At 40.7% G+C, this 19,956-nt stretch carries 23 protein-coding genes, 1 tRNA gene and 1 other annotated feature; of the genes, 4 read left to right on the top strand and 20 right to left on the bottom strand.

The features are described 5' to 3' along the window. Positions 1-116: 116 nt before the first annotated feature. The 8 genes from rplL to R6U02_RS02675 all read right to left on the bottom strand — a co-directional run bounded on the left by rplL (position 117) and on the right by R6U02_RS02675 (position 5,001). Positions 117-479: a 50S ribosomal protein L7/L12 gene (gene rplL / locus R6U02_RS02710; protein ID WP_410262100.1), complete on the bottom strand. Its 363-nt coding sequence runs from the start codon at positions 477-479 to the stop codon at positions 117-119. A gap of 86 nt (positions 480-565) precedes the next feature. Next, entirely contained in the window at positions 566-1,075 is a 510-nt protein-coding gene (rplJ, locus tag R6U02_RS02705) for a 50S ribosomal protein L10 (RefSeq protein WP_410262099.1), read from the bottom strand. Positions 1,076-1,138: 63 nt separating this feature from the next. Then, positions 1,139-1,270, bottom strand: a sequence feature (ribosomal protein L10 leader region). A 104-nt stretch (positions 1,271-1,374) separates the two neighbouring features. Beyond that, on the bottom strand, positions 1,375-2,070 hold the full coding sequence (rplA, locus tag R6U02_RS02700; protein ID WP_410262098.1) for a 50S ribosomal protein L1: 696 nt from the start codon (positions 2,068-2,070) through the stop codon (positions 1,375-1,377). Positions 2,071-2,220: 150 nt separating this feature from the next. Continuing rightward, a complete protein-coding gene (gene rplK / locus R6U02_RS02695) occupies positions 2,221-2,646 on the bottom strand; it encodes a 50S ribosomal protein L11 (RefSeq protein ID WP_410262097.1) in 426 nt (141 codons plus the stop codon). 149 nt (positions 2,647-2,795) lie between these two features. Beyond that, a complete protein-coding gene (gene nusG, locus R6U02_RS02690; RefSeq protein ID WP_410262149.1) occupies positions 2,796-3,347 on the bottom strand; it encodes a transcription termination/antitermination protein NusG in 552 nt (183 codons plus the stop codon). 146 nt (positions 3,348-3,493) lie between these two features. Then, positions 3,494-3,670 (bottom strand): preprotein translocase subunit SecE, encoded by a 177-nt coding sequence (gene secE, locus R6U02_RS02685; RefSeq protein WP_410262096.1) that lies wholly within the window; start codon positions 3,668-3,670, stop codon positions 3,494-3,496. A gap of 33 nt (positions 3,671-3,703) precedes the next feature. After that, on the bottom strand, positions 3,704-3,853 hold the full coding sequence (gene rpmG / locus R6U02_RS02680) for a 50S ribosomal protein L33 (protein ID WP_410262095.1): 150 nt from the start codon (positions 3,851-3,853) through the stop codon (positions 3,704-3,706). A gap of 89 nt (positions 3,854-3,942) precedes the next feature. Then, on the bottom strand, positions 3,943-5,001 hold the full coding sequence (locus tag R6U02_RS02675) for an FAD:protein FMN transferase (protein ID WP_410262094.1): 1,059 nt from the start codon (positions 4,999-5,001) through the stop codon (positions 3,943-3,945). A gap of 176 nt (positions 5,002-5,177) precedes the next feature. On the opposite strand from R6U02_RS02675, the gene R6U02_RS02670 reads away from it, so the two are divergent. Continuing rightward, on the top strand, positions 5,178-5,729 hold the full coding sequence (locus tag R6U02_RS02670) for a Gx transporter family protein (protein ID WP_410262093.1): 552 nt from the start codon (positions 5,178-5,180) through the stop codon (positions 5,727-5,729). A 98-nt stretch (positions 5,730-5,827) separates the two neighbouring features. Here the strand turns inward: R6U02_RS02670 and R6U02_RS02665 are convergent, their stop codons facing one another. From R6U02_RS02665 to R6U02_RS02615, 11 genes are all read right to left on the bottom strand, one after another. Next, positions 5,828-6,451, bottom strand: coding sequence for a sigma-70 family RNA polymerase sigma factor (locus R6U02_RS02665; protein WP_410262092.1), 624 nt, complete (start codon positions 6,449-6,451; stop codon positions 5,828-5,830). A gap of 223 nt (positions 6,452-6,674) precedes the next feature. Next, a complete protein-coding gene (locus R6U02_RS02660; protein ID WP_410262091.1) occupies positions 6,675-7,211 on the bottom strand; it encodes an NYN domain-containing protein in 537 nt (178 codons plus the stop codon). 36 nt (positions 7,212-7,247) lie between these two features. Continuing rightward, positions 7,248-8,054 carry a 23S rRNA (guanosine(2251)-2'-O)-methyltransferase RlmB gene (gene rlmB / locus R6U02_RS02655; protein WP_410262090.1) on the bottom strand — a complete coding sequence of 269 codons (807 nt, stop codon included), beginning with the start codon at positions 8,052-8,054 and terminating at the stop codon, positions 7,248-7,250. A 19-nt stretch (positions 8,055-8,073) separates the two neighbouring features. After that, positions 8,074-8,472, bottom strand: coding sequence for a Mini-ribonuclease 3 (locus tag R6U02_RS02650; protein ID WP_410262089.1), 399 nt, complete (start codon positions 8,470-8,472; stop codon positions 8,074-8,076). A gap of 1 nt (position 8,473) precedes the next feature. Continuing rightward, complete coding sequence (gene cysS, locus R6U02_RS02645) at positions 8,474-9,883, bottom strand: cysteine--tRNA ligase (RefSeq protein WP_410262088.1); 1,410 nt, start codon at positions 9,881-9,883, stop codon at positions 8,474-8,476. 154 nt (positions 9,884-10,037) lie between these two features. Next, complete coding sequence (gene gltX / locus R6U02_RS02640) at positions 10,038-11,516, bottom strand: glutamate--tRNA ligase (protein ID WP_410262087.1); 1,479 nt, start codon at positions 11,514-11,516, stop codon at positions 10,038-10,040. Between the two features lie 125 nt (positions 11,517-11,641). Next, entirely contained in the window at positions 11,642-12,343 is a 702-nt protein-coding gene (locus R6U02_RS02635) for a 2-C-methyl-D-erythritol 4-phosphate cytidylyltransferase (RefSeq protein ID WP_410262086.1), read from the bottom strand. Further along, positions 12,336-13,451 carry a PIN/TRAM domain-containing protein gene (locus R6U02_RS02630; protein ID WP_410262085.1) on the bottom strand — a complete coding sequence of 372 codons (1,116 nt, stop codon included), beginning with the start codon at positions 13,449-13,451 and terminating at the stop codon, positions 12,336-12,338. Before R6U02_RS02630 ends, R6U02_RS02635 begins: the two co-directional genes overlap by 8 nt. A gap of 94 nt (positions 13,452-13,545) precedes the next feature. Then, positions 13,546-14,919: a DNA repair protein RadA gene (gene radA / locus R6U02_RS02625; RefSeq protein WP_410262084.1), complete on the bottom strand. Its 1,374-nt coding sequence runs from the start codon at positions 14,917-14,919 to the stop codon at positions 13,546-13,548. Between the two features lie 173 nt (positions 14,920-15,092). After that, positions 15,093-15,590 (bottom strand): dUTP diphosphatase, encoded by a 498-nt coding sequence (gene dut, locus R6U02_RS02620; protein ID WP_410262083.1) that lies wholly within the window; start codon positions 15,588-15,590, stop codon positions 15,093-15,095. Between the two features lie 188 nt (positions 15,591-15,778). Beyond that, complete coding sequence (locus tag R6U02_RS02615; protein WP_410262082.1) at positions 15,779-16,885, bottom strand: ABC transporter ATP-binding protein; 1,107 nt, start codon at positions 16,883-16,885, stop codon at positions 15,779-15,781. Between the two features lie 344 nt (positions 16,886-17,229). Here R6U02_RS02615 and R6U02_RS02610 point away from each other — a divergent pair, with 344 nt between their 5' ends. From R6U02_RS02610 to R6U02_RS02600, 3 genes are all read left to right on the top strand, one after another. Next, complete coding sequence (locus R6U02_RS02610) at positions 17,230-17,970, top strand: SDR family NAD(P)-dependent oxidoreductase (RefSeq protein ID WP_410262081.1); 741 nt, start codon at positions 17,230-17,232, stop codon at positions 17,968-17,970. Positions 17,971-18,214: 244 nt separating this feature from the next. Further along, on the top strand, positions 18,215-19,330 hold the full coding sequence (locus tag R6U02_RS02605; RefSeq protein WP_410262080.1) for an NADH-dependent flavin oxidoreductase: 1,116 nt from the start codon (positions 18,215-18,217) through the stop codon (positions 19,328-19,330). A gap of 75 nt (positions 19,331-19,405) precedes the next feature. Further along, positions 19,406-19,705, top strand: a complete 300-nt coding sequence (locus R6U02_RS02600; protein WP_410262079.1) for a HesB/YadR/YfhF family protein — start codon at positions 19,406-19,408, stop codon at positions 19,703-19,705. An 80-nt stretch (positions 19,706-19,785) separates the two neighbouring features. Here the strand turns inward: R6U02_RS02600 and R6U02_RS02595 are convergent. Beyond that, positions 19,786-19,858, bottom strand: a tRNA-Asn gene (locus tag R6U02_RS02595). Between the last annotated feature and the right edge of the window lie 98 nt (positions 19,859-19,956).

Genomic DNA, 19,956 nt, shown 5'->3' with positions numbered 1-19,956 from the left:
CGGTCTGATTCCTACTTTATAACGGAAATGACACAAAAGTGTAGAACAAAAAAACCCCTTTGCTATAAAGGTACTCCTTATAGCAAAGGGATTCAATGTGTTTAGGTTAAATGGAATTATTTAACTTCTACAGAAGCGCCAGCTTCTTCTAATTTAGCTTTCATTTCTTCTGCATCTTCTTTAGAAATACTTTCTTTAATTGCGGCAGGTGCGCCATCTACTAATGCTTTAGCTTCTTTCAAGCCTAAGCCAGTAACTTCACGAACTGCTTTGATAACTTTAATTTTTGCTGAACCTACACTTGTTAATTCAACAGTGAATTCTGTTTGTTCTTCTTCTGCAGCTGCTGCTCCTGCTGCTGCAACTGGTGCTGCTGCTTCAACGCCGAATTCTTCTTCAATTGCACTTACTAAGTCGTTTAATTCTACGACAGTTGACTCTTTCAAGTCAGCAATGATCTTTTCAATATCTAATGCCATTTTTGTTTTCCTCCATTTGTAGTTTAAATTAGTTTTTTTAACCGGCTATACAAAAGCATAGCTGTAAATCAGTCGAATAGACTGCTTTATGCAGCTTCTTCTTCTTCTTTCTTCTCTGCAACAGCTTTGATTGCCAAGGCTGTGTTTCGAATAGGTGCTTGAAGTACAGATAATAGCATAGAAAGTAACCCGTCTCTGCTTGGTAGTTTAGCAATTTTGTTGATTTGGTCAACACTTGCCACTTTACCTTCTAATACGCCACCTTTAATTTCTAAAGCTTCTGCTGTTTTAGCAAATTCTGCGATGATCTTTGCAGGGGCAACCACTTCTTCGTTACTGAATGCTACAGCTGTAGGTCCTTTAAAGATATCTACTAACTCTGACAATTCAGCAGCTTCTGCAGCACGACGAAGCATAGTGTTTTTCAATACACGGATTTCAATTCCTGATTCACGCAATTGTTTACGTAACTCAGTCATTTGTTCCACTGTTAAACCACGATAGTCAAAAACTATGACAGCTTCAGCGTCTTGAAATTTTTTCGTAATATCATTGACGACCTCTTCTTTTTTTGCAATGACATTTGCTTTACTCATTGATATTTCACCTCCTGATCGATTGATATGAGGGTCTGATTTCACTTACATTCCAAAAAGAATTTATCGCACAAAAAAACCCCATGTCACCGTAGACATAGAGGGATCATAGTTGATTAATGTAATCACATGTGTCCTCGGTATGGTATTAAGGCCTGAGCCACATACTGTCTTCGGTATTATCCGGTAATAGTAACCCACTACCTTCATTTATCAATGCATATTTAATTAAAGTTATTTCCTTGACCTGAGTAAGTATAGCAAGCTATCTTATGCAGGTCAAGAGAAATTAAACTTTTTTATTTAAGAACTGAACTTGGGTCTACTTTTACGCCAGGACCAAACGTGCTTGCTATTGCCATGTTTTTAATGTAAACACCTTTAGAACTTGCAGGTTTAGCTTTTACAATAACATCATGCAATGCAGCTAAGTTTTCTTGTAATTTTTCAAGATCAAATGATACTTTACCGATCGGTACGTGTACATTTGACTGACGGTCGACACGGTATGTGACTTGACCAGCTTTGATGTCATTAACAGCTTTTGCTACATCTGGTGTAACTGTTCCTGTTTTAGGGTTAGGCATTAATCCTTTAGGTCCTAACACACGACCCAATTTCCCTACTTCAGCCATCATATCTGGAGCTGCAACAACTACGTCAAAGTCTAACCATCCACCTTGAACTTTTTCTACTAGGTCGCTGTCGCCAACGTAATCTGCGCCTGCTTCTTCAGCAGCTTTAGCAGCATCGCCTTTTGCGAAAACAATAACCGTTTGAGTTTTACCTGTTCCGTGTGGTAATACCATTGCGCCACGAATCTGTTGATCCGCTTGTTTAGGATCTACACCTAATCTGTAAGCCACTTCAATACTAGCGTCGAAGTTAGAGTAGTCTAGTTCTTTAACTAATTTTAAAGCTTCAGTTGCATCATATTTATTTTCTCTGTCTACTTTTTCTAAAGCAGCTAAGAATTTTTTGCTTTTTTTCGCCATAATTTTTTCCTCCTTATTGTGGTATTAACGGTTTGACCTCCCACTTGATCTCCGCACTTGAAGGTATTGACTAAGCCGATACCTTCAGTTCCATTTAAAGTCATCTCTAAATGATTGGATGCGGAGTCAGCAAGCAATGAGATTGTCTAATTAACCTTTGACAGTGAATCCCATGCTACGTGCTGTACCTTCAACCATGCGCATTGCTGCTTCAACACTAGCTGCGTTTAGGTCTTCCATTTTTGTTTCAGCAATTTCTCTAACTTGATCGCTTGTAACAGATGCCACTTTTTTAGTGTTTGGTTCGCCAGAACCAGACTCAACGCCAGCTGCTTTTTTAAGTAATACTGCTGCAGGTGGTGTTTTAGTGATAAATGTGAATGAACGATCTTCATAAACAGAAATAACTACAGGAATGATCATACCTGCCTGGTCAGCTGTACGAGCGTTAAACTCCTTACAGAATCCCATAATGTTTACTTGAGCTTGTCCTAATGCCGGACCTACTGGGGGTGCTGGATTAGCTTTCCCTGCGGGTATTTGTAATTTTACGATCTTGACTACTTTTTTTGCCACGAGACATACCTCCTTGATTTTGTGTCCGTGAGTGGTTAAATGAGGTTTCAATTTTCCTCTCCCACTATGTTTCTACCCCTTTACACTGAAAAAGTGTATAAAGCGCACTTGTAAATATTACCATACTTTAATAGATTAAGCAATATTGCTTAATCTATTTTTGAGATTTGATTGTAATCCAGTTCTGTATTCGTTTCTCTACCGAACATTTCTATCGATGCTTTAATTTTACCTTTTTCAGTTTCGAGCGCTGTTACATTTCCTTCCATGCCAGCAAAGGCCCCGTCATTGATTTTGATACGTTCGCCGATTTCCAGGTCCATTTCCACTTTACGCGGATTAATACCCATACTACGGAGAATTTGATCCATCTCTTCAGGTAACAAAGGTGCGGGCTTGCTCCCTGCGCCGTGTGACCCTACAAAGCCTGTTACTCCCGGTGTATTTCTCACGATATACCAGGCTTCATCTGACATGATCATTTCAACTAATACATAACCAGGGAACGTTTTTTCCATTTCCGTTTTTGTTTTGCCATCTTTTTCTTGGGTTTTTTCTTCTTCAGGTATCAACACTTGCAGGATATTATGTTCCATATTCATGCTTTGCGCCCGAGATTCCAAGTTTTGTTTCACTTTATTTTCATAACCTGAATACGCCTGTAAGACATACCACGCTTTTGAAGTTTCTAATTCTTCCATGTTCGAATTCATTTTTGACTCCTTTTTTCCTGTTTTTTTGTATTAAAAAAACCTTCTTCGCGTGCTGCGAAAGAGAAGGTTTTTATCGGTTCTCGTAATGTAGTATAGCACGAAGCCTTAATGAATTCTACTTATTTTAGCTTTTGTCACATTAAATTCAACGAAAAAGTAATGACAGAGTCAACAGCATAGAAGAAAATGCCAAAGAATATCATGACACCAAATACAGTTAATGTATTTTTTTTCATGGCTCCTTTTGTAGGCCAGGTTGTTTCTTTTAATTCATGCTTAACTTCACCTAAAAACGTTTTGACTTTATTCATGTATTTCTCCTTCCGCTTTCATTTCACTCGCCTTTATTTTGTTTCTCTGTGCAATGTGTGTTTTTTACAATAACGACAGTATTTTTTTATTTCTAAACGCTCTGTACGAGTTTTATCGCCTACTTCTTTAGAGTAGTTTCGTGATCCACATTCCGTACAGGCTAATGCTAATTTTTTTTTCATTGGTTTATCCTCGCTTTTCGCATTACATATCTAAATTTATCCGGTATCCTTTACACTTTAACATCTATATGAAAGACTGTCAATTCAGTCTATTCTACTTTCTCAAAAGATTCATCTGTAATTTCCACTCGGTCAAAGACATTATCTGAAGCGTACACTTCTTTATCTTTCGTTACATAGATGACGTCTACACCCGGCATCTCATTAATATAGACAAGTCCCTCTTCCACTCCCTTCGAAAAAGCAATGTTCGCTATCGCATCTGCATCCATCGCATTGTCTGCAATGATGCTGATACCGGATATATTGTTTTCGACAGGAAAACCTGTTGCCGGGTTCATTAAGTGGTGATAAGACTTTCCATCCACTTCGATATTGCGTTCATAGATGCCTGACGTTACAATCGCGCTGTCTGCAAGATCGATCATTCCGAGTATGGCGCCACGTTCACCATAAGGATCTTGAATCCCCACACGCCAAGGTTCATCTTCACCTCGCGTACTGTTACCCACGACTACGATATCCCCGCCTAAATCGATGATCGCGGTATTCACGTCTTCTGCTTTCAGCACCCGTGCAGCCTCATCGGTAATATAACCTTTGGCAATCGCGCCCAAGTCAATTTTCATTCCTTCTTCTTGAAGAAAAATGGTCTGGTCTTCTTCGTTTAACTCAACTAAGTTGTAGTCAACGACATCTAATATGGCATCTAATTCATCCTGGTCAGGGACAGCTGCGTCTTCCTGTCCGATATTCCATAAACTCGTCACTGCTCCAATGGTCGGGTCAAATTTCCCATCGGATTCTTCCGCATAATAAAGAGCGCGCTCCATCACGTGAAAGACTTCTTCAGACACTTCTACCGGCGCTATTCCTGCTTGACGGTTCACTTCTGAAATTTCGGAATCTTCTTTCTGCATCGCAAACCACTCATCAAGTTCTGTGACACGTTCAAAAGCCAGATCCAAGGCCCCTTCTTGCCCTTCATTGTATACTTTAATGCTTGCAACTGTTCCAAGTAAAAATTCCGTGCGTTCAATGGGTCTCTCAGCCAGTCCTCTTGGGTCCTGTTCTTCACAAGCACTTAAAAATAACGTGAAAAGAGGTAGCCCTATCAAGGCAAAAGCCATGTTATTGCGCTTTTTCATTATCCATTATCCTTCCCATTCATTTTCTCTGTATATATTACCCGAAAAGCACTATTATGTCTACGTTTTCACAAGATTGGATCTGGTTTAATATTTTTTTAGTGACCGTAGTAACTTGGCTCTATTTGTGGCAAACTATAGCTATTACAAGTATGTGTGGAAAAGAAGGGATTTTTATGAATCGCACCCAAAAAATGATCTATATTTCGCTGCTTTCCGCCCAAGCTGTTATCTTGGGTTTGATCGAACGCAGCATTCCTTTCCCTTTCGCCTTTGCACCCGGTGCAAAGTTGGGAATAGCTAATCTAATAATCATCATCGCCATCTATACGCTTCCTTTTAAAGATAGTTTTACAGTGGTTTGGATGCGGCTCTTAATGACGACGTTACTCGGAGGCACTCTTTCAACCTTTCTTTACAGTGCTGCCGGGGCACTCCTTAGTTATTTCGGGATGCTGTTCGTCAAGTTCTTTGGAGGAAAACACGTCAGCATTATCGGCGTGAGTGCCACGGGCGGCATCCTGCATAACCTGGGGCAGCTGCTCGTTGCGAGTAGTATCGCCCAAACGTGGACCGTCCTCTTATACCTTCCCGTCCTGTCTTCGGTAGGCATCCTGTCGGGGATAGCTATCGGGATCGCAGCTAACTTCCTGATGGAGCATGTGTCGACCATCCAGCGCTTCAGAGAAATGCATGAGGGGGAAAAAGAACTGAATCAGCAGAGATAGCACCAAAATAAAAAAAGCCCGAGAGGCTTTTTTATTTTGACTAGAAACTATTCAATGAATACAGGATCATTATAAACGTTTGCTCTATTTTTGTTCCATTATATAAAATGCTTACGGTACTTCTCAGTACACCGGTGCTTGGCATTCAAAACTTTTTCCCTAGAACAATTTAAGTCTTCTGCGATTTCATCACAGGAATATCCCAAAAAGCAGTTAAGACATACCTCTTTCTCGAAAGAAGACAAATATTTTATGTATTCTTCCATTGTCTCATTAACAATTGGTTTATCTTCCGGTTGGAGAGCTTTAGAAGGACCCACCAGTTGATAGCCGTTTTCTTCCAAGACTCCCTCCAAAGATAAAGAGTCTTTAAATGATTTTCTTTTTATTGCATTGCTCCACCTGATCAATCGATTAAAATGATTGTCTAGAGACAAACAAACATATTGATTAAAGCTCATTCCTCTGTCAAGTTCATATTTTTCAATGGACTCCACTAGAACCAGGCACGCTTCCTGATACAAGTCTTCGCGTTCATATCCTTTGATGAACCGTCGATATGTCGACTTTCTCAATAAGGATTCACACCGTTCTAAAAGTTCTGGAAAAACTGAATCATTTCCTGATCGAATTTGCAGAATCAATGCATCCACTACTGGATCACTGATATCTTTGTATGTTTTCTTTGTCTGTGGCTCTTCTTTTTCTGTATAAAGTTGCATCCTCTCTTCTCCCTCTGATTATTGTTTTTTAGCAATAACAGAACAGCACATTTAAGGCAGTCATTTTGCATTCTTTGAAAGCGTTTCATTTTATTATACTTACTTTTTAATCTTTAAGTCATTAATTTTTTTGCCATTATGAGTAAATTCTAATTAAAAACGAAAAAAACCGACCAAAATGACATAATTAGTCATAATTGAGTCGGCTTGATTAAATTAGTACTTATTTATTACGTGTTTTTTTTACCATATCAAAATATAACGCTTCGAGTCTCTTGCGGTCTTCCTCTTTCAGAGGGGAGTTGCGCGTCTTCGTCTGCATGCGGTACACGGCGCTGTCGATGGCGATGTTCTTTTTTGCCTGTTTGATGTCCTTATACAGCTCATTCGCAGATTTACGGGTGGCGCCTTTTTGAAATATGATCCACTGCTCCGCCAGGTCCGAGGTCGCGACCTGTACCTGCGTGATGAGCAGATTTTCATCGCCGACTGCTTTTTCGATAAAACTGTCGGCAGTCTCACCTTCTTTTGTAAAAATCACAGCGACATCGAATTTGTCATAACGCTGCGTAATACCGGGAACCAGCTGCGCATCAAAGACGATACGGATCTCTATGCCTTCGTACTTGGCATAGTTACTCAGTTCATGTAATAGCAGATCCCTGGCATCTGCCATTTTATCCTGGTGTTTCAATTTCACTAATTCAGGCCAGGCGCCGATCATGTTGTACCCGTCCACATACAGCAGTTCTTTTTTCACTTAACTCCCCTCCTCTCAGTTGTTTTCATAAAAGGGTTACAGTGCATTTCGTTTTCTAAACACTTCGTACATCAACAAACTCGATGCCACACCCGCATTTAAACTTTGAACGTCGCCAACCATTGGGATAGATAAGGTTTCATCCACCTTCTCTTTCACTAAGCGGGAAATCCCTTTCCCTTCACTCCCAATGACGAGTCCGATCGGTGAAGAGACTTCCCAATACCGGTAGTCTTTCCCTTTCATATCTGTACCGAATATCCATAAACCACGGTCTTTGAGTTCATCTATCGTTTGTGCCATGTTTGTCACGCGAGCGACAAGGACATGTTCGATCGCTCCTGCTGAAGCTTTAGCTACTGTAGAGGTCAACCCGACTGCCCTGCGCTTGGGAATGATGACGCCATGTACCCCGCTTGCATCAGCTGTCCTCAAAATAGACCCCAGATTATGCGGATCTTCAATGCCGTCCAGGAGTATGAAGAAAGGTTCTTCATTTTTCGCCTTGGCTTTTTCGAACAGATCATCTAAAGTGGCGTAATTGACTGGACTTGCGGCCAGTACCAATCCCTGGTGATTCCCACCATCAGACAAGTGGTCCAGTTTGGACTTGGGAACAAAAGACAGCTGTACTTTTCTCTTTTTCGCTTCATTGAGTACTTTAGTGATTTTATTATCTGTCAAACCGTCCTGAACGAACAATTTATTCACATCACGTTCAGACTTCAAGGTTTCCAGCACCGGGTTTCTTCCATATACCATTTCATCGTCTGCAATAGACGTCTCCAGCTGTTTATCAGTTTCCTCTTTTTCGTTGTAGTTTTCTCGTTTTTTTATCGCCATGTTTCAAGCTCCTTTCTCTTTAAATCTTTTCAATTTCTTTGATGCACCACGTCATCAGCTCACGCAGTCTTTCGGTCTGATCTGTTAAAAATAAAAAGCCGATCAGCGCCTCAAACCCAGTCGACCGACTGTAGGTCGTGGAGTCTGTATTTTTCGCTTTTGAATAACTCTTTGCATTGCGACCTCGTTTATAATAATTCAGTTCTTCTTCGGTGAGCACATGCTGTTCCATCATCTTTCCCACAAGGTAAGCTTGAGCATTTGCTGAAACATAGGACGTGGCAGAAACATGCAGCCGGTTGGGGTTGGTTTTGCCTGTATAGATAAGGTGCTCCCTTACCGCTTGTTCATACACAGCATCACCCATGTAAGCCAGTGCCAAACCGTTTAACAGTTTAGGATCCACAGATTTACTCATCCTATCCTCCTCGTTTCCAGCGTATGCCTTGAGGGGTGTCTTCCAGTAGGATATTTTGTTCTTTCAGGAGATCACGAATCTCATCTGCTCGCTGGAAGTTGCGTTCTTTGCGAGCTGTTTCTCTTTCTTCGATCAGTTTTTCAACATCGTCATCAAGCAGCTCTTCAGAGATCTTTAAGGTTATGCCAAAGACATACATGAACTCTTCGATAAGCTCCAAGGCGCGTTCAAGAACTTTTCTGGAGACATCCGCTGCCTCCATATAACGGTTAATGAAACGGATAAGGTCATAAACTACCGTGATCCCATTTTCTGCCTGGAAATCATCATCCATATGTTTGATGAAATCCGCTCTATACGCTTCGAGCTGCTGCAAGTCACCGGAGTCTGTATCGCGTGTTGCTTGCGCCTGGTCCAAACGGTGAGAGGCATTGAAATAAGCGGTCTCGATGCGGTTCAAGTTAGTCTTGGCTTCTTCTATCGCATCAATGGAATAATTGATCGGACGACGATAATGAGCTGTCGCCATAAAGAAACGCAGGGCTTTTGGATCATGTCTTTCACGCAAGTCTTTGATCAATACCACATTCCCAATGGACTTGCTCATTTTTTCATCATTCATCGTTACGAAGCCATTATGCATCCAATAATTTGCGAACGTTTGATGCGTTTTCGCCTCTGACTGGGCGATTTCATTTTCGTGATGTGGAAAAGCCAAGTCTTGACCGCCAGCATGTATATCTATCGTGTCACCTAGGTATTTTGTGGCCATAACAGAACACTCGATATGCCAGCCGGGTCTGCCCTTACCCCAAGGAGAATCCCAGCTGATTTCGCCTTCTTTGGCTGCTTTCCATAAAGCGAAGTCGATCGGGTCTTCTTTTTTATCTGTTTCATCACCCACCCGGTTGCTCGCACCAAGCTCTAAATCGTCTATAGACATGCGACTGAGTTCGCCGTACTTCTTGAACCGACGCGTGCGGTAGTAGACATCCCCATCAGATTCATAGGCATACCCATTTTCGATCAGCGCTTCGACAAAGGCTATGATGTCTGGAATATTCTCCATCACCCGCGGAGCATGTGTTGGTTTCTCCACTTCTAAAGCTTCTGTGTCTGCATAAAAAGCTTCGATGAATTTGTCTGCCACTTCTGGCGCTGTTTGTCCTAATTCTTTGGCTGCCCGAATGATTTTGTCGTCAACGTCAGTGAAGTTTGAAACATACTTGACGTCGTATCCTCTGTAGGTGAAATATCGGCGGACGGTATCAAAGGCTACGGCGCTTCTGGCATTCCCGATATGGATGTAACTATACACCGTGGGTCCGCAAACGTACATCTTTACTTTCCCTTCTTCAAGAGGGACAAACGGTTCTTTTTTGCGTGTCAGTGTATTGTAAATGTGTATCATCTTAATAGGAGACTCCCCTCTGCTGTGATTGTATTAAGTATAAAAAATGGAACGTTTTCTGCATACCTGTAAACGTCAAAAAGAAAAGCCACGCAACCGGTTGAAAGAAAGTCCTGGTTGCATGGCTTCATAGCCTTTCTTAACAGTTTATGCTTTAAAAGGATTTGATTAAATCTTGTGTTTTTTTGATGTTGGCGATCGCTTTTTCTCTGCCCAACAATTCGATGGTGTCATTTAACTGCGGGCCATGCTGATGTCCTGAAACGGCCACGCGAATAGGCATGAAGAGATCTTTGCCTTTGATACCTGTTTCTTTTTGAACAGCTTTGATCGCTTTTTTGATAGCATCCGCTTCAAAAGGTTCAACCGTTTTAAGTTGTTCAGTGAAGGCTTCTAGAACAGTCGGTACGGTTTCACCTTCAAGAACTTCTCTAGACTCGTCTGACCAGTCTAGAGAATCTTCAAAGAATATACTGGCAAGCTTCGTGATTTCAGCAGCATAGCTCATTTGTTCCTGGTAAAGACTGATTAATTTTTTAACCCATTCGCTTTTTTCTTCTGAAGGATCGGCTTCAATATAACCGGCTTCAACTAAATGCGGAATGGCTTTCAGCGTTAATTCGTCTGTGTCCATGTCCTTCATGTACTGATTACTGATCCATTCTAATTTGTTCGCATCAAACGCTGCTGGAGATGTTCCTAAACGTTTGTAATCGAACATTTCCACGAATTCTTCTTTAGAGAACAATTCATCTTCACCTACAGGAGACCATCCGAGCAGGGTAATGAAGTTGAACAGCGCTTCGGGCATGTAACCCAGTTCACGGTACTGTTCGATAAATTGTAATATCGTTTCATCACGTTTGCTTAATTTTTTACCCGTTTCAGCATTAATGATCAACGTCATATGCCCAAAGCGCGGTGCTTTCCATTCAAAGGCATCATATACCATCATTTGTTTAGGCGTATTGGCGATATGATCGTCGCCTCTGAGGACATGCGAGATTTTCATGTAATGATCATCGACGGTCACAGCAAAGTTGTAGGTCGGCATGCCGTCCCGTTTACGGATGATCCAATCGCCACCAACAGAATCCGATTCAAAAGTAATATCCCCTTTGACCATATCATCAAAGGTGAACGTTTTTCCCTTAGGAACGCGTAAGCGAATGACCGGCGTTATGCCTTCTTCTTCTTTCGCTTTCTGTTCAGCAGCAGATAGATGCGCACATTTCCCACTGTAATGGGGCATCTCGCCACGCGCACGTTGCGCTTCACGTTCAGTTTCCAGCTCTTCACTCGTACAGTAACAGTTATAGGCACGGTTGCTCACCATCAATTGATCGATCAGTGGATCATAGATATCTTTACGTTCCGACTGACGGTAAGGGCCATAAGGTCCCCCAACGGCTGGACTTTCATCCCAATCGATTCCTAACCATTTCAAATTGTCCAACTGACTCTGTTCGCCAGTTTCGATCTGTCTTTTTTGATCGGTGTCCTCAATACGAATAATGAAATCTCCACCATGATGACGGGCAAACAAATAATTGAATAATGCCGTACGTGCATTTCCGATGTGTAGATGTCCTGTTGGACTCGGTGCGTAACGTACACGGATTTTTTCTGTCATAATAAAACGCTCCCCATATTATCGATTAGTGTTATTTTATTCAAAGTCGTAGCACTACTAACATACCATTATTTGGTTCATTCTTCCACAAAAAACCTTAAACGCTCAGCTTGTCATGTCCTTTTTCACTTGTTTTCTTTAAGCATTTTCGCCACTCGGTAATCAAACGCTGTGGTCAATTTAAAGTTATAATCGGATCCTTCAATGATCTCGACAGGATGCCCCAGTCGCTCAACAAGTTCAGCTTCCTCATTGCCATAAAACCCCTCTTTTTCTGCCATTTTCACGGCTTCAGTTAAAACCTGACAATCAAAAAGTTGAGGTGTTTGAATATGCCACGCTTCCGGTCGATAAAGTGACTGGTAGACCAGCCTATCTTTGACAAGTTTGATTGAATCCTTAGCCGGGATCCCTAGTGTTACTGCCACTGAATCTTTTCCTTTATCGATTAATTTATCAAGTAATTCCACTGTTAAAAAAGGGCGCGCGGCATCATGGATGAGCACTTTACTAGTATCGCTGCAGGATACTTGCTTTAAGGCCCGCGAAACGCTGTCTTGTCTTTCTTTACCTCCGGGGACCCAGTTTATCTTGGCTGGCACTTCTTCATATAATTCTTTGACAAAGTCTTTTATCATTGCCTGATCCTCGGAATTTATGACGAACCATATCTTTAAACATTTTTCATCATCGAGTAATAATTTAAGAGAATAATCAAATACGGGTCGTTGGTTTAACGGCATCAGTATTTTATTCAACTGAGCGGGATGCTTGAATCGCTCGGCTGAACCAGCGGCTAAAAGTATCGCTTCATACTGGTTATCCATCTCGATCTTTCCTGTTATCAAGTGACTTCTGATCTGTTTTCAACTTAGCAAAAATCATGCGTCCGGCATTGGTCTGAAGCGAACTTGTAACCACGACGTCCAACATTTCGTTCATATGATTTTTGCCTTCTTCAACAACCACCATGGTGCCATCATCCAAATAGGCGACGCCCTGACTGCGTTCTGTTCCATTTTTAACGACCATGACCCGCATTTCTTCCCCGGGGATGACCACTGGTTTCACCGCATTGGCCAGTTCATTGATATTTAAAACCGAAACATTTTGAAACTCGGCAACTTTATTCAGATTGAAATCATTGGTAATCACCATGCCGTCTAACCTTTTAGCCAGATGGACAAGTTTCAGATCCACATCTTCAGATTCCGGGATATCGCTGTCGTCCATTTCTATAGTGATCCCTTTTTCCTTTTGCAAGGCGTTCAATATATCTAAACCTCGGCGTCCTCTGACCCGTTTCAAGCTGTCCGACGAATCAGCGATATACTGTAATTCTTTGAGTACATAGTGTGAAATAACTAACACGCCTTCTAAGAATCCTGTTCTTACAACGTCCAGGATCCGACCATCAATAATTGTACTCGTATCCAACACCTTATACTTTCGGAAAGATTCGCCTTCTTTTCTATCTAAAATATCACTATTTTCCTGTTTAGCTGTTTTTGGTGAAAACAGGCGCCTGATTTCTTCCCTCCGAGATGTTCCCAGTTGAAAGCCGATATAAGCTAAAGCCACCGTTAATATGAACGGAATCACGTCACTTATAATGAGTATATTCAGCGCATTCAAACCAAAACTAAATAATAAAGCTATAATAAGTCCGACGATCGCACCGATGCTTCCAAACATGAGATAAGCTATACTCAATTCACTAAACATTTGTTCAACTTTAGCAATGCCTTTTTCAATAGGTTTAATGGCCTGAAAAGACACCAAATAAAAAATGCCTGCTCCTAATACCATTCCGACAACTGGATGCATCAGCCAAAGGGGCGCTTCATTCCAGTTCGTGATCAAATCCGGAAAAACGTTATACCCTAGGCTGCCACCAACCAATACGAAAGTGAGTAGTATTAATTTCGCTACCATTTACTCCCTCCTCTTCGTTTATTTTTTCATTATTATCTATTCTATCAGTATACCAAGCCTACTCAAAAATACGAATAAATCGACCTTTTTAAGGTTAAGAAAACGCGCGTTTTATCGCTTCTGACAAGGTCGTGCATCCGATGATTTCTATGTTTTTAGGCATGTCCCAACCATCATCTATATTGTTTTTAGGGATGATCACACGTTTAAACCCGAGTTTTGCTGCTTCTTTGACGCGCTGTTCGATTTTAGAAATGCTTCGTATTTCACCAGTCAAGCCAATTTCGCCGATAAAACAGTCCGTTGGCCGTGTTTCTTTTTCCTTGTAACTGGAAGCTATGCTGATGGCAATGGCTAGATCGATGGCTGGTTCATCCAGACGGACACCACCTGCCGCTTTCAGATAGGCATCTTGATTCTGTAAAAGCAGACCGGTCCTTTTTTCTAATACAGCCAAAATGAGTGACACTCGCGAGTGATCCAATCCGCTCGCGGTTCGTTTGGCATTTCCAAAAACGGTAGGTGCAATAAGTGACTGTATTTCGACCAGAATAGGTCGTGTCCCTTCCATCGCTGCCACGACAGCAGAACCGGTCGCTCCCGCTAATCGTTCCTCCAAGAAGAGCTGAGAGGGATTCAAGACCTCTTCCAGCCCACCGTTTCGCATTTCAAAGATGCCGATCTCATTGGTTGAACCAAACCGGTTTTTGACAGCCCTAAGAATCCTAAAGGTATGATGCTGCTCGCCTTCAAAGTAAAGCACCGTGTCAACCATGTGCTCCAGCATTTTCGGACCGGCAATGGAACCTTCTTTGGTTACATGACCCACAATGAAAATAGCTATTCCGTTCATCTTCGCTATCTGCATAAATGTAGATGTTGATTCTCTCACCTGAGAGACACTTCCAGAAGCACTATCGATATTCACATGATGCATCGTTTGGATCGAGTCAATAATGACATAATCTGGTTTTAATGTTTCAATCGTTTCAGCAATGGCACTTACTTCCGTTTCAGTATAGATATAAAAATCAGATCCTCTTAACTCTAAGCGCTCAGCTCTCATTTTAATTTGAGACGTGCTTTCTTCACCGGAAACATAGAGGACTTTTCCCCCTTGTTGATTGAGTTGAGCAGACACTTGGAGAAGGAGCGTCGATTTCCCTATACCGGGATCGCCACCAATCAGAACAAGCGACCCAGGCACGACCCCGCCACCTAAAACACGGTTAAACTCCACCATTTGGGTTTTAACGCGCTCTTCATTTTCTATTGTAACGCTTGTTATCGGTACTGCCTTAGATTTTTTACCTGACATGGTCACGCGACTTCGACTATCTGTTTTGTCCGGCAATTTTTCTTCAACCATCTGATTCCAGGCATTACAACTCGGACATTTACCTAAATACTTGGGTAATTCATACCCACAGTTTTGACAAACAAATACAGTTGCTTTCTTTTTCGCCAAATTGATGACTCCCTTTATTTTCTATAAATGCAGTAATATTTGGATGTACTCAGTATTTTCTAGTAACCCAGCTGGCACATATCATTCGACCGTAGAGTATACCATTAGACTAATCAGCTAAAGCAAGAAATCTCGCAGCAACTGTGCAGTATGGCTTGCTCTGCTTTTTTGTCTTATCTTCCTGACGATCCAAATCCGCCCGTGCGTTTATCGAAGGACTGTACTTCATCATCAACCACTTCGTATCTTGAAAAAATGCCTTGAGCAATTCTTTCGCCTTTAGAAATTTCAACATCCTCTAAGCCGTAATTAATGACTTGAACAAATATTTCGCCTTCGTTGCCTTCGTTGCCATAATAATCCGCATCTATGACGCCGATACCGTTAGGAACCGCTAATTGTTTTTTCATTGGGTTACTTGAACGATTAGCTAAAAGCAAGTATTCATTGTCAGGCATATAAACTTTGATACCTGTAGGCACAAGCGTAGAGCTCATCGGATTCGTCCCACTTTCATTTTCTTTTTTTAGAGCTTTAAATGCTGATGGGACAACGATATCCACCGCAGCTGTTAAGTCATAACCAGCTGAGCCTTTCGTTGCTCTCTTGGGTAACGACAGTTCTTCATTTACATATTTCGATACGATTTCAAAACCTCTGACTTTTTTCATAATTTTATCTGCACTAAGTAGAAATAGTGCAAATTCAACTCCCCTTTCAAAACACTATCCAATACTCCCATTTTACACTAAAACAGACTGGACATAAATGGATAAAACAAAAAACCTCTCTGAGTATACACTGTATACTCAGAGAGGAAAAAAGGGGGCAATTGTATTCCAACTTACATTATCTCAAATTAACGGATAACATTAGTTGTTTCTGGATCGAAGAAATGTGATTTACCCATATCAAAGGCTAAATCGATTTCTGTATCTGGTTTATAATAGTCACGAGCGTCAACACGTGCGATGAATTCGATGCTTCCTAATTCTGAATAAAGCATGGTTTCAGCACCTAAAAGCTCAGAAACCGTAACTTTAGATCTTACTACCGATTTTGGAGAAGTATCTAAAGCGATTTGCTCACTCTTGATATCTTCAGGACGGATACCAAAGACTAATTTCACTCCATCTTCGTATCCTTTATCGCGTAATAATTTCATTTTACCTTCTGGCACTTCAATGTCTAAACCATCATTGTTTGAAATACGGTTACCTTGAAGGGTCACATCGAAAAAGTTCATAGCAGGCGAACCGATAAATCCACCAACGAAGATATTAACCGGGGTATCATAAACTTCTTTTGGAGTACCGATTTGCTGGATGAATCCGTCTTTCAAGATAACGATACGGTCAGCCATTGTCATCGCTTCTGTTTGGTCATGGGTAACATAGATAGATGTTGTATTTAAGCGTCGGTGCAATTTAGCGATTTCCGCACGCATGGCCACACGTAATTTAGCATCCAAGTTAGAAAGAGGCTCATCCATTAAGAAAACTTTAGCATCACGAACGATTGCACGACCTAAAGCCACACGTTGACGTTGTCCACCAGATAAGGCAGCTGGTTTACGGTCCAGTAAAGGCGTTAATCCTAAGATATCAGCAGCATTTTCAACACGTTTTTTGATCTCATCTTTTTTGTATTTACGTAATTTCAATCCGAAAGCCATGTTGTCGTATACGGTCATATGTGGGTACAATGCATAGTTTTGGAAAACCATTGCGATATCACGGTCTTTAGGTGCTACATCGTTCATCATTGTGTCACCGATCCATAATTCACCATCAGTAATTTCTTCAAGACCAGCGATCATGCGGAGCGTTGTTGATTTACCACATCCTGATGGTCCAACAAAAACGATGAATTCGCGATCTTTAACACGCATATCAAAATCGGATACAGCAAATTCATCTGAATTGTCATAACTTTTATAAATATTTTTCATTGCAATTTCTACCATTAGTAAAAACACCCTTCTAATTTCAATTTTTATAATTTGAGTTTGAATCAAACATTGTTTAGTTGACAATTCCTATTATATTGAAAACGTTTTTCCATTCCTATGTAAACGTGCACAAAAAAGTTGTCAGCGTTTTGTGCAGTTTGCCGAAGAGCAAATAATTGTTATCTTAACTAGCTTCAAACTTTCTTTTTCAGTACTATTTCATGGAGAAAGCAACTTGATTTTTTGGTAATAAATTATTCAAAAAAAACAATGAAAGGGCTTTTCTTTGTATAGATATGATTTCATTGTATAATGAAATTATGACATTATGACATAAAATAGGTAAAGGAGTGCATAAGATGAATGAACTAAAAGGTAAAGTCGCTGTCATTACTGGAGGAGCTTCAGGGATAGGGCTGGCAACTGTTGAAGCTTTCTTGGCCAAAGGCTGCAAAGTTGTCTTAAGTGACTACGATGTTGAATCTGGTGAAAAGCAAGTCGATCGTTTGAAAGATAAAGGCGAAGTTGTTTTCATTAAAGCAGATGTCTCCAAAGAAGATGAAGTCAAATCAATGATCGAACAAACGGTTGAAAAATTTGGCTCAGTCGATGTTATTTTTAATAATGCTGGTATCGGTGCGCAGGGAGAAACACATGATTTAACTTATGAAGATTATTCTAAGGTTATTAAGATCAATCAGGATGGTGTTTTCTTTGGTAGCAAGTACGCTGTCAGAGAAATGCGTAAAAATGGCGGCGGTGTTGTCGTAAACTGTGCCTCCATATTAGGGTTGGTCGGTGAACCAACTGCCTTTGCCTATAATGCCTCTAAAGGTGCCGTGGTCTTGATGACTAAATCACTTGCCTTGCAGTACGCAAAAGATAATATTCGCTGTGCAGCTGTCGCTCCCGGTTATGTAGAAACCGGAATGGTAAATAGAGAAGCTTTAGGTGAATACTACGATAATTTGGTAGATAAACATCCAGTCGGCAGACTGGGACAACCTGAAGAGATTGCTCATGCCGTGGTCTTCATTGCTGAAAATGAATTCCTAACAGGAATCACCATCCCTGTTGATGGCGGCTATACTTCCCAGTAATTCATATCTGTAAATAGAAATTTACGGAGCAGTCAAAATACATATTGGGGAAAGGAATAATCTTTCCTCTATGTATTATGACTGCTCTTTTTTGTGAATTATCACTGCCTAACATCTTTGACATCCTCCGCTATTCTCTATAAAATGATGACTATAACTTACTTTTACACAGCAAAATCAGCGTACTATTGTTTCTTAACTATTCATATGAATCATAACCATTAGTTAAAGAGGGAGGGATCAAATGACTTATACATTCTTAAACCCTTATACTATCAAAGAAGGATCAACTTTAAGAAATAGAGTGCTTATGGCTCCGATGACAACCAGCTCAAGTACAGCCGAGGGTGAAGTAACTGAAGATGAACTCATCTATTATCTTGTGCGATCGAGCGGACCAGGCGCTGTCATCACGGCCTGTGCTTACATTTCATCGGAGGGACAAGCCTTTCCAAATGGAATGAGTGTTGCCAGAGATAATCATATAGATGGACTGAGTAAGCTTGCTAAAGTAATAAAGTTACAAGGTGCCAAAGCCATCCTTCAAATCTACCATGGGGGTAGAATGAGCCAGCGACAATATAATGGAGGCAGGCAACCTGTTTCCCCTTCATCTATTCGTGCGGAAAGAAAGTGGGCAGATACGCCCAAGGAATTAACAGATGGTGGAATAAATATTCTTATTCATCAATTTGGCACAGCGGTTAGACGTGCCATTGAAGCCGGTTTTGACGGTGTCGAACTACATGGCGCTAACACTTATCTTATTCAACAATTTTTTTCGCCACACTCTAATCAGCGAACAGATAAATGGGGAGGATCTATTGAAAAAAGATTGACCTTTCCACTTGAGGTTGTCAAACATTGCCAATCTATAATCAAAGAATATGCACAAGAAGCCTTTTTATTAGGATACCGTTTTTCACCTGAGGAAATTGAAACACCAGGCATTAGATTAGAGGACACCTTGTATCTAGTTGATGCATTAATTGATCAACAAATTGACTATTTACATCTTTCTGTGAACTACTACTATCAACCTTCCTTAATTAGATTTCGTGAATATAAAAATCAGATTCCTCATAAAATCGGGAACCATATCAATAATAGGGTCCCCCTTGTAAGTGTTGGCTCGATTAAAACCTCTGCTGATGCAGAAAAGGCATTAAGCTATTCTCAATTAATCGCTTTAGGGAAACCACTCATTATTGATCCAAAATGGGTCCAAAAAATCGAGAATAATGCGGAGGAAACTATTCAAACATTTTTAATCAAATCACAAAAGTCAGCCTACCACATTCCAGATTCTCTTTGGAATACTTTAGTGTCTATCCCTAAATGGATACCTATACGCGAATAAGAATCAATATACATACTGTGATGTTAATTCATGGTATGCTTACTATAGAAAGACCGAAGAAAGGAATTTATCATAATGGAAATATCACTTACAGACAGAGCCATTAAATGGTTTGAAGATGAATTAACGCTGGAATCTGGCGATGCTATTCGTTTCTTTGGTAAAACGTATGGAAAAACCGAAGTACACGAAGGCTTTTCAGTGGGCATAAGCGTAGAGCAACCGGATAATGATATTTTAGGAAAAAAAGTACTAAATGGTATCACTTATTATGCTGGTGCAGAGGATGATTGGTTTTTCAGTAGATATGATTTAGTTATCGATTACGATAAAAAAAAGGACGAACCCATTTATCACTTTAATAGCAATGAATAAAAATAGAGCGATTGAGTTGTTAAACCCAATCGCTCTATTTTTATTTACTCGTTGATTATTTAATTTTGAGCACAAAAAAACTCCGCAAGCAGGGCTCGAACCTGCGACATCATGATTAACAGTCATGCGCTCTACCAACTGAGCTATTGCGGAATAATCTGGTATTTTTTTAGATAAAAAAAAGAGCTGCACGGCAACGTCCTGCTTTCACAAAGGGAAACCCTTCACTATCCTCGGCGCTGGGAAGCTTA

The sequence above is a fragment of the Alkalibacterium sp. genome (assembly GCF_046484155.1).
Lineage (GTDB): Bacteria > Bacillota > Bacilli > Lactobacillales > Carnobacteriaceae_A > Alkalibacterium.
Note: the sequence above shows the minus strand (reverse complement) of the source record. Positions and strands in the feature narration are given on the sequence as shown.

What these genes read in the sequence shown, in the direction of transcription:
- R6U02_RS02605 (WP_410262080.1), top strand. Translation starts at nt 18,215, where the DNA reads ATGACTTATACATTCTTAAACCCTTATACTATCAAAGAAGGATCAACT.
- R6U02_RS02600 (WP_410262079.1), top strand. Translation starts at nt 19,406, where the DNA reads ATGGAAATATCACTTACAGACAGAGCCATTAAATGGTTTGAAGATGAA.
- dut (WP_410262083.1), bottom strand. Translation starts at nt 15,590, where the DNA reads ATGAAAAAAGTCAGAGGTTTTGAAATCGTATCGAAATATGTAAATGAA.
- R6U02_RS02665 (WP_410262092.1), bottom strand. Translation starts at nt 6,451, where the DNA reads ATGCAACTTTATACAGAAAAAGAAGAGCCACAGACAAAGAAAACATAC.
- rlmB (WP_410262090.1), bottom strand. Translation starts at nt 8,054, where the DNA reads ATGGCGATAAAAAAACGAGAAAACTACAACGAAAAAGAGGAAACTGAT.
- R6U02_RS02635 (WP_410262086.1), bottom strand. Translation starts at nt 12,343, where the DNA reads ATGGATAACCAGTATGAAGCGATACTTTTAGCCGCTGGTTCAGCCGAG.
- rplJ (WP_410262099.1), bottom strand. Translation starts at nt 1,075, where the DNA reads ATGAGTAAAGCAAATGTCATTGCAAAAAAAGAAGAGGTCGTCAATGAT.
- rplL (WP_410262100.1), bottom strand. Translation starts at nt 479, where the DNA reads ATGGCATTAGATATTGAAAAGATCATTGCTGACTTGAAAGAGTCAACT.
- R6U02_RS02650 (WP_410262089.1), bottom strand. Translation starts at nt 8,472, where the DNA reads ATGAGTAAATCTGTGGATCCTAAACTGTTAAACGGTTTGGCACTGGCT.
- gltX (WP_410262087.1), bottom strand. Translation starts at nt 11,516, where the DNA reads ATGACAGAAAAAATCCGTGTACGTTACGCACCGAGTCCAACAGGACAT.
- rplA (WP_410262098.1), bottom strand. Translation starts at nt 2,070, where the DNA reads ATGGCGAAAAAAAGCAAAAAATTCTTAGCTGCTTTAGAAAAAGTAGAC.
- rpmG (WP_410262095.1), bottom strand. Translation starts at nt 3,853, where the DNA reads ATGAAAAAAAAATTAGCATTAGCCTGTACGGAATGTGGATCACGAAAC.
- R6U02_RS02675 (WP_410262094.1), bottom strand. Translation starts at nt 5,001, where the DNA reads ATGAAAAAGCGCAATAACATGGCTTTTGCCTTGATAGGGCTACCTCTT.
- nusG (WP_410262149.1), bottom strand. Translation starts at nt 3,347, where the DNA reads ATGGAAGAATTAGAAACTTCAAAAGCGTGGTATGTCTTACAGGCGTAT.
- R6U02_RS02610 (WP_410262081.1), top strand. Translation starts at nt 17,230, where the DNA reads ATGAATGAACTAAAAGGTAAAGTCGCTGTCATTACTGGAGGAGCTTCA.
- R6U02_RS02670 (WP_410262093.1), top strand. Translation starts at nt 5,178, where the DNA reads ATGAATCGCACCCAAAAAATGATCTATATTTCGCTGCTTTCCGCCCAA.
- secE (WP_410262096.1), bottom strand. Translation starts at nt 3,670, where the DNA reads ATGAATAAAGTCAAAACGTTTTTAGGTGAAGTTAAGCATGAATTAAAA.
- R6U02_RS02615 (WP_410262082.1), bottom strand. Translation starts at nt 16,885, where the DNA reads ATGGTAGAAATTGCAATGAAAAATATTTATAAAAGTTATGACAATTCA.
- R6U02_RS02630 (WP_410262085.1), bottom strand. Translation starts at nt 13,451, where the DNA reads ATGGTAGCGAAATTAATACTACTCACTTTCGTATTGGTTGGTGGCAGC.
- cysS (WP_410262088.1), bottom strand. Translation starts at nt 9,883, where the DNA reads ATGATACACATTTACAATACACTGACACGCAAAAAAGAACCGTTTGTC.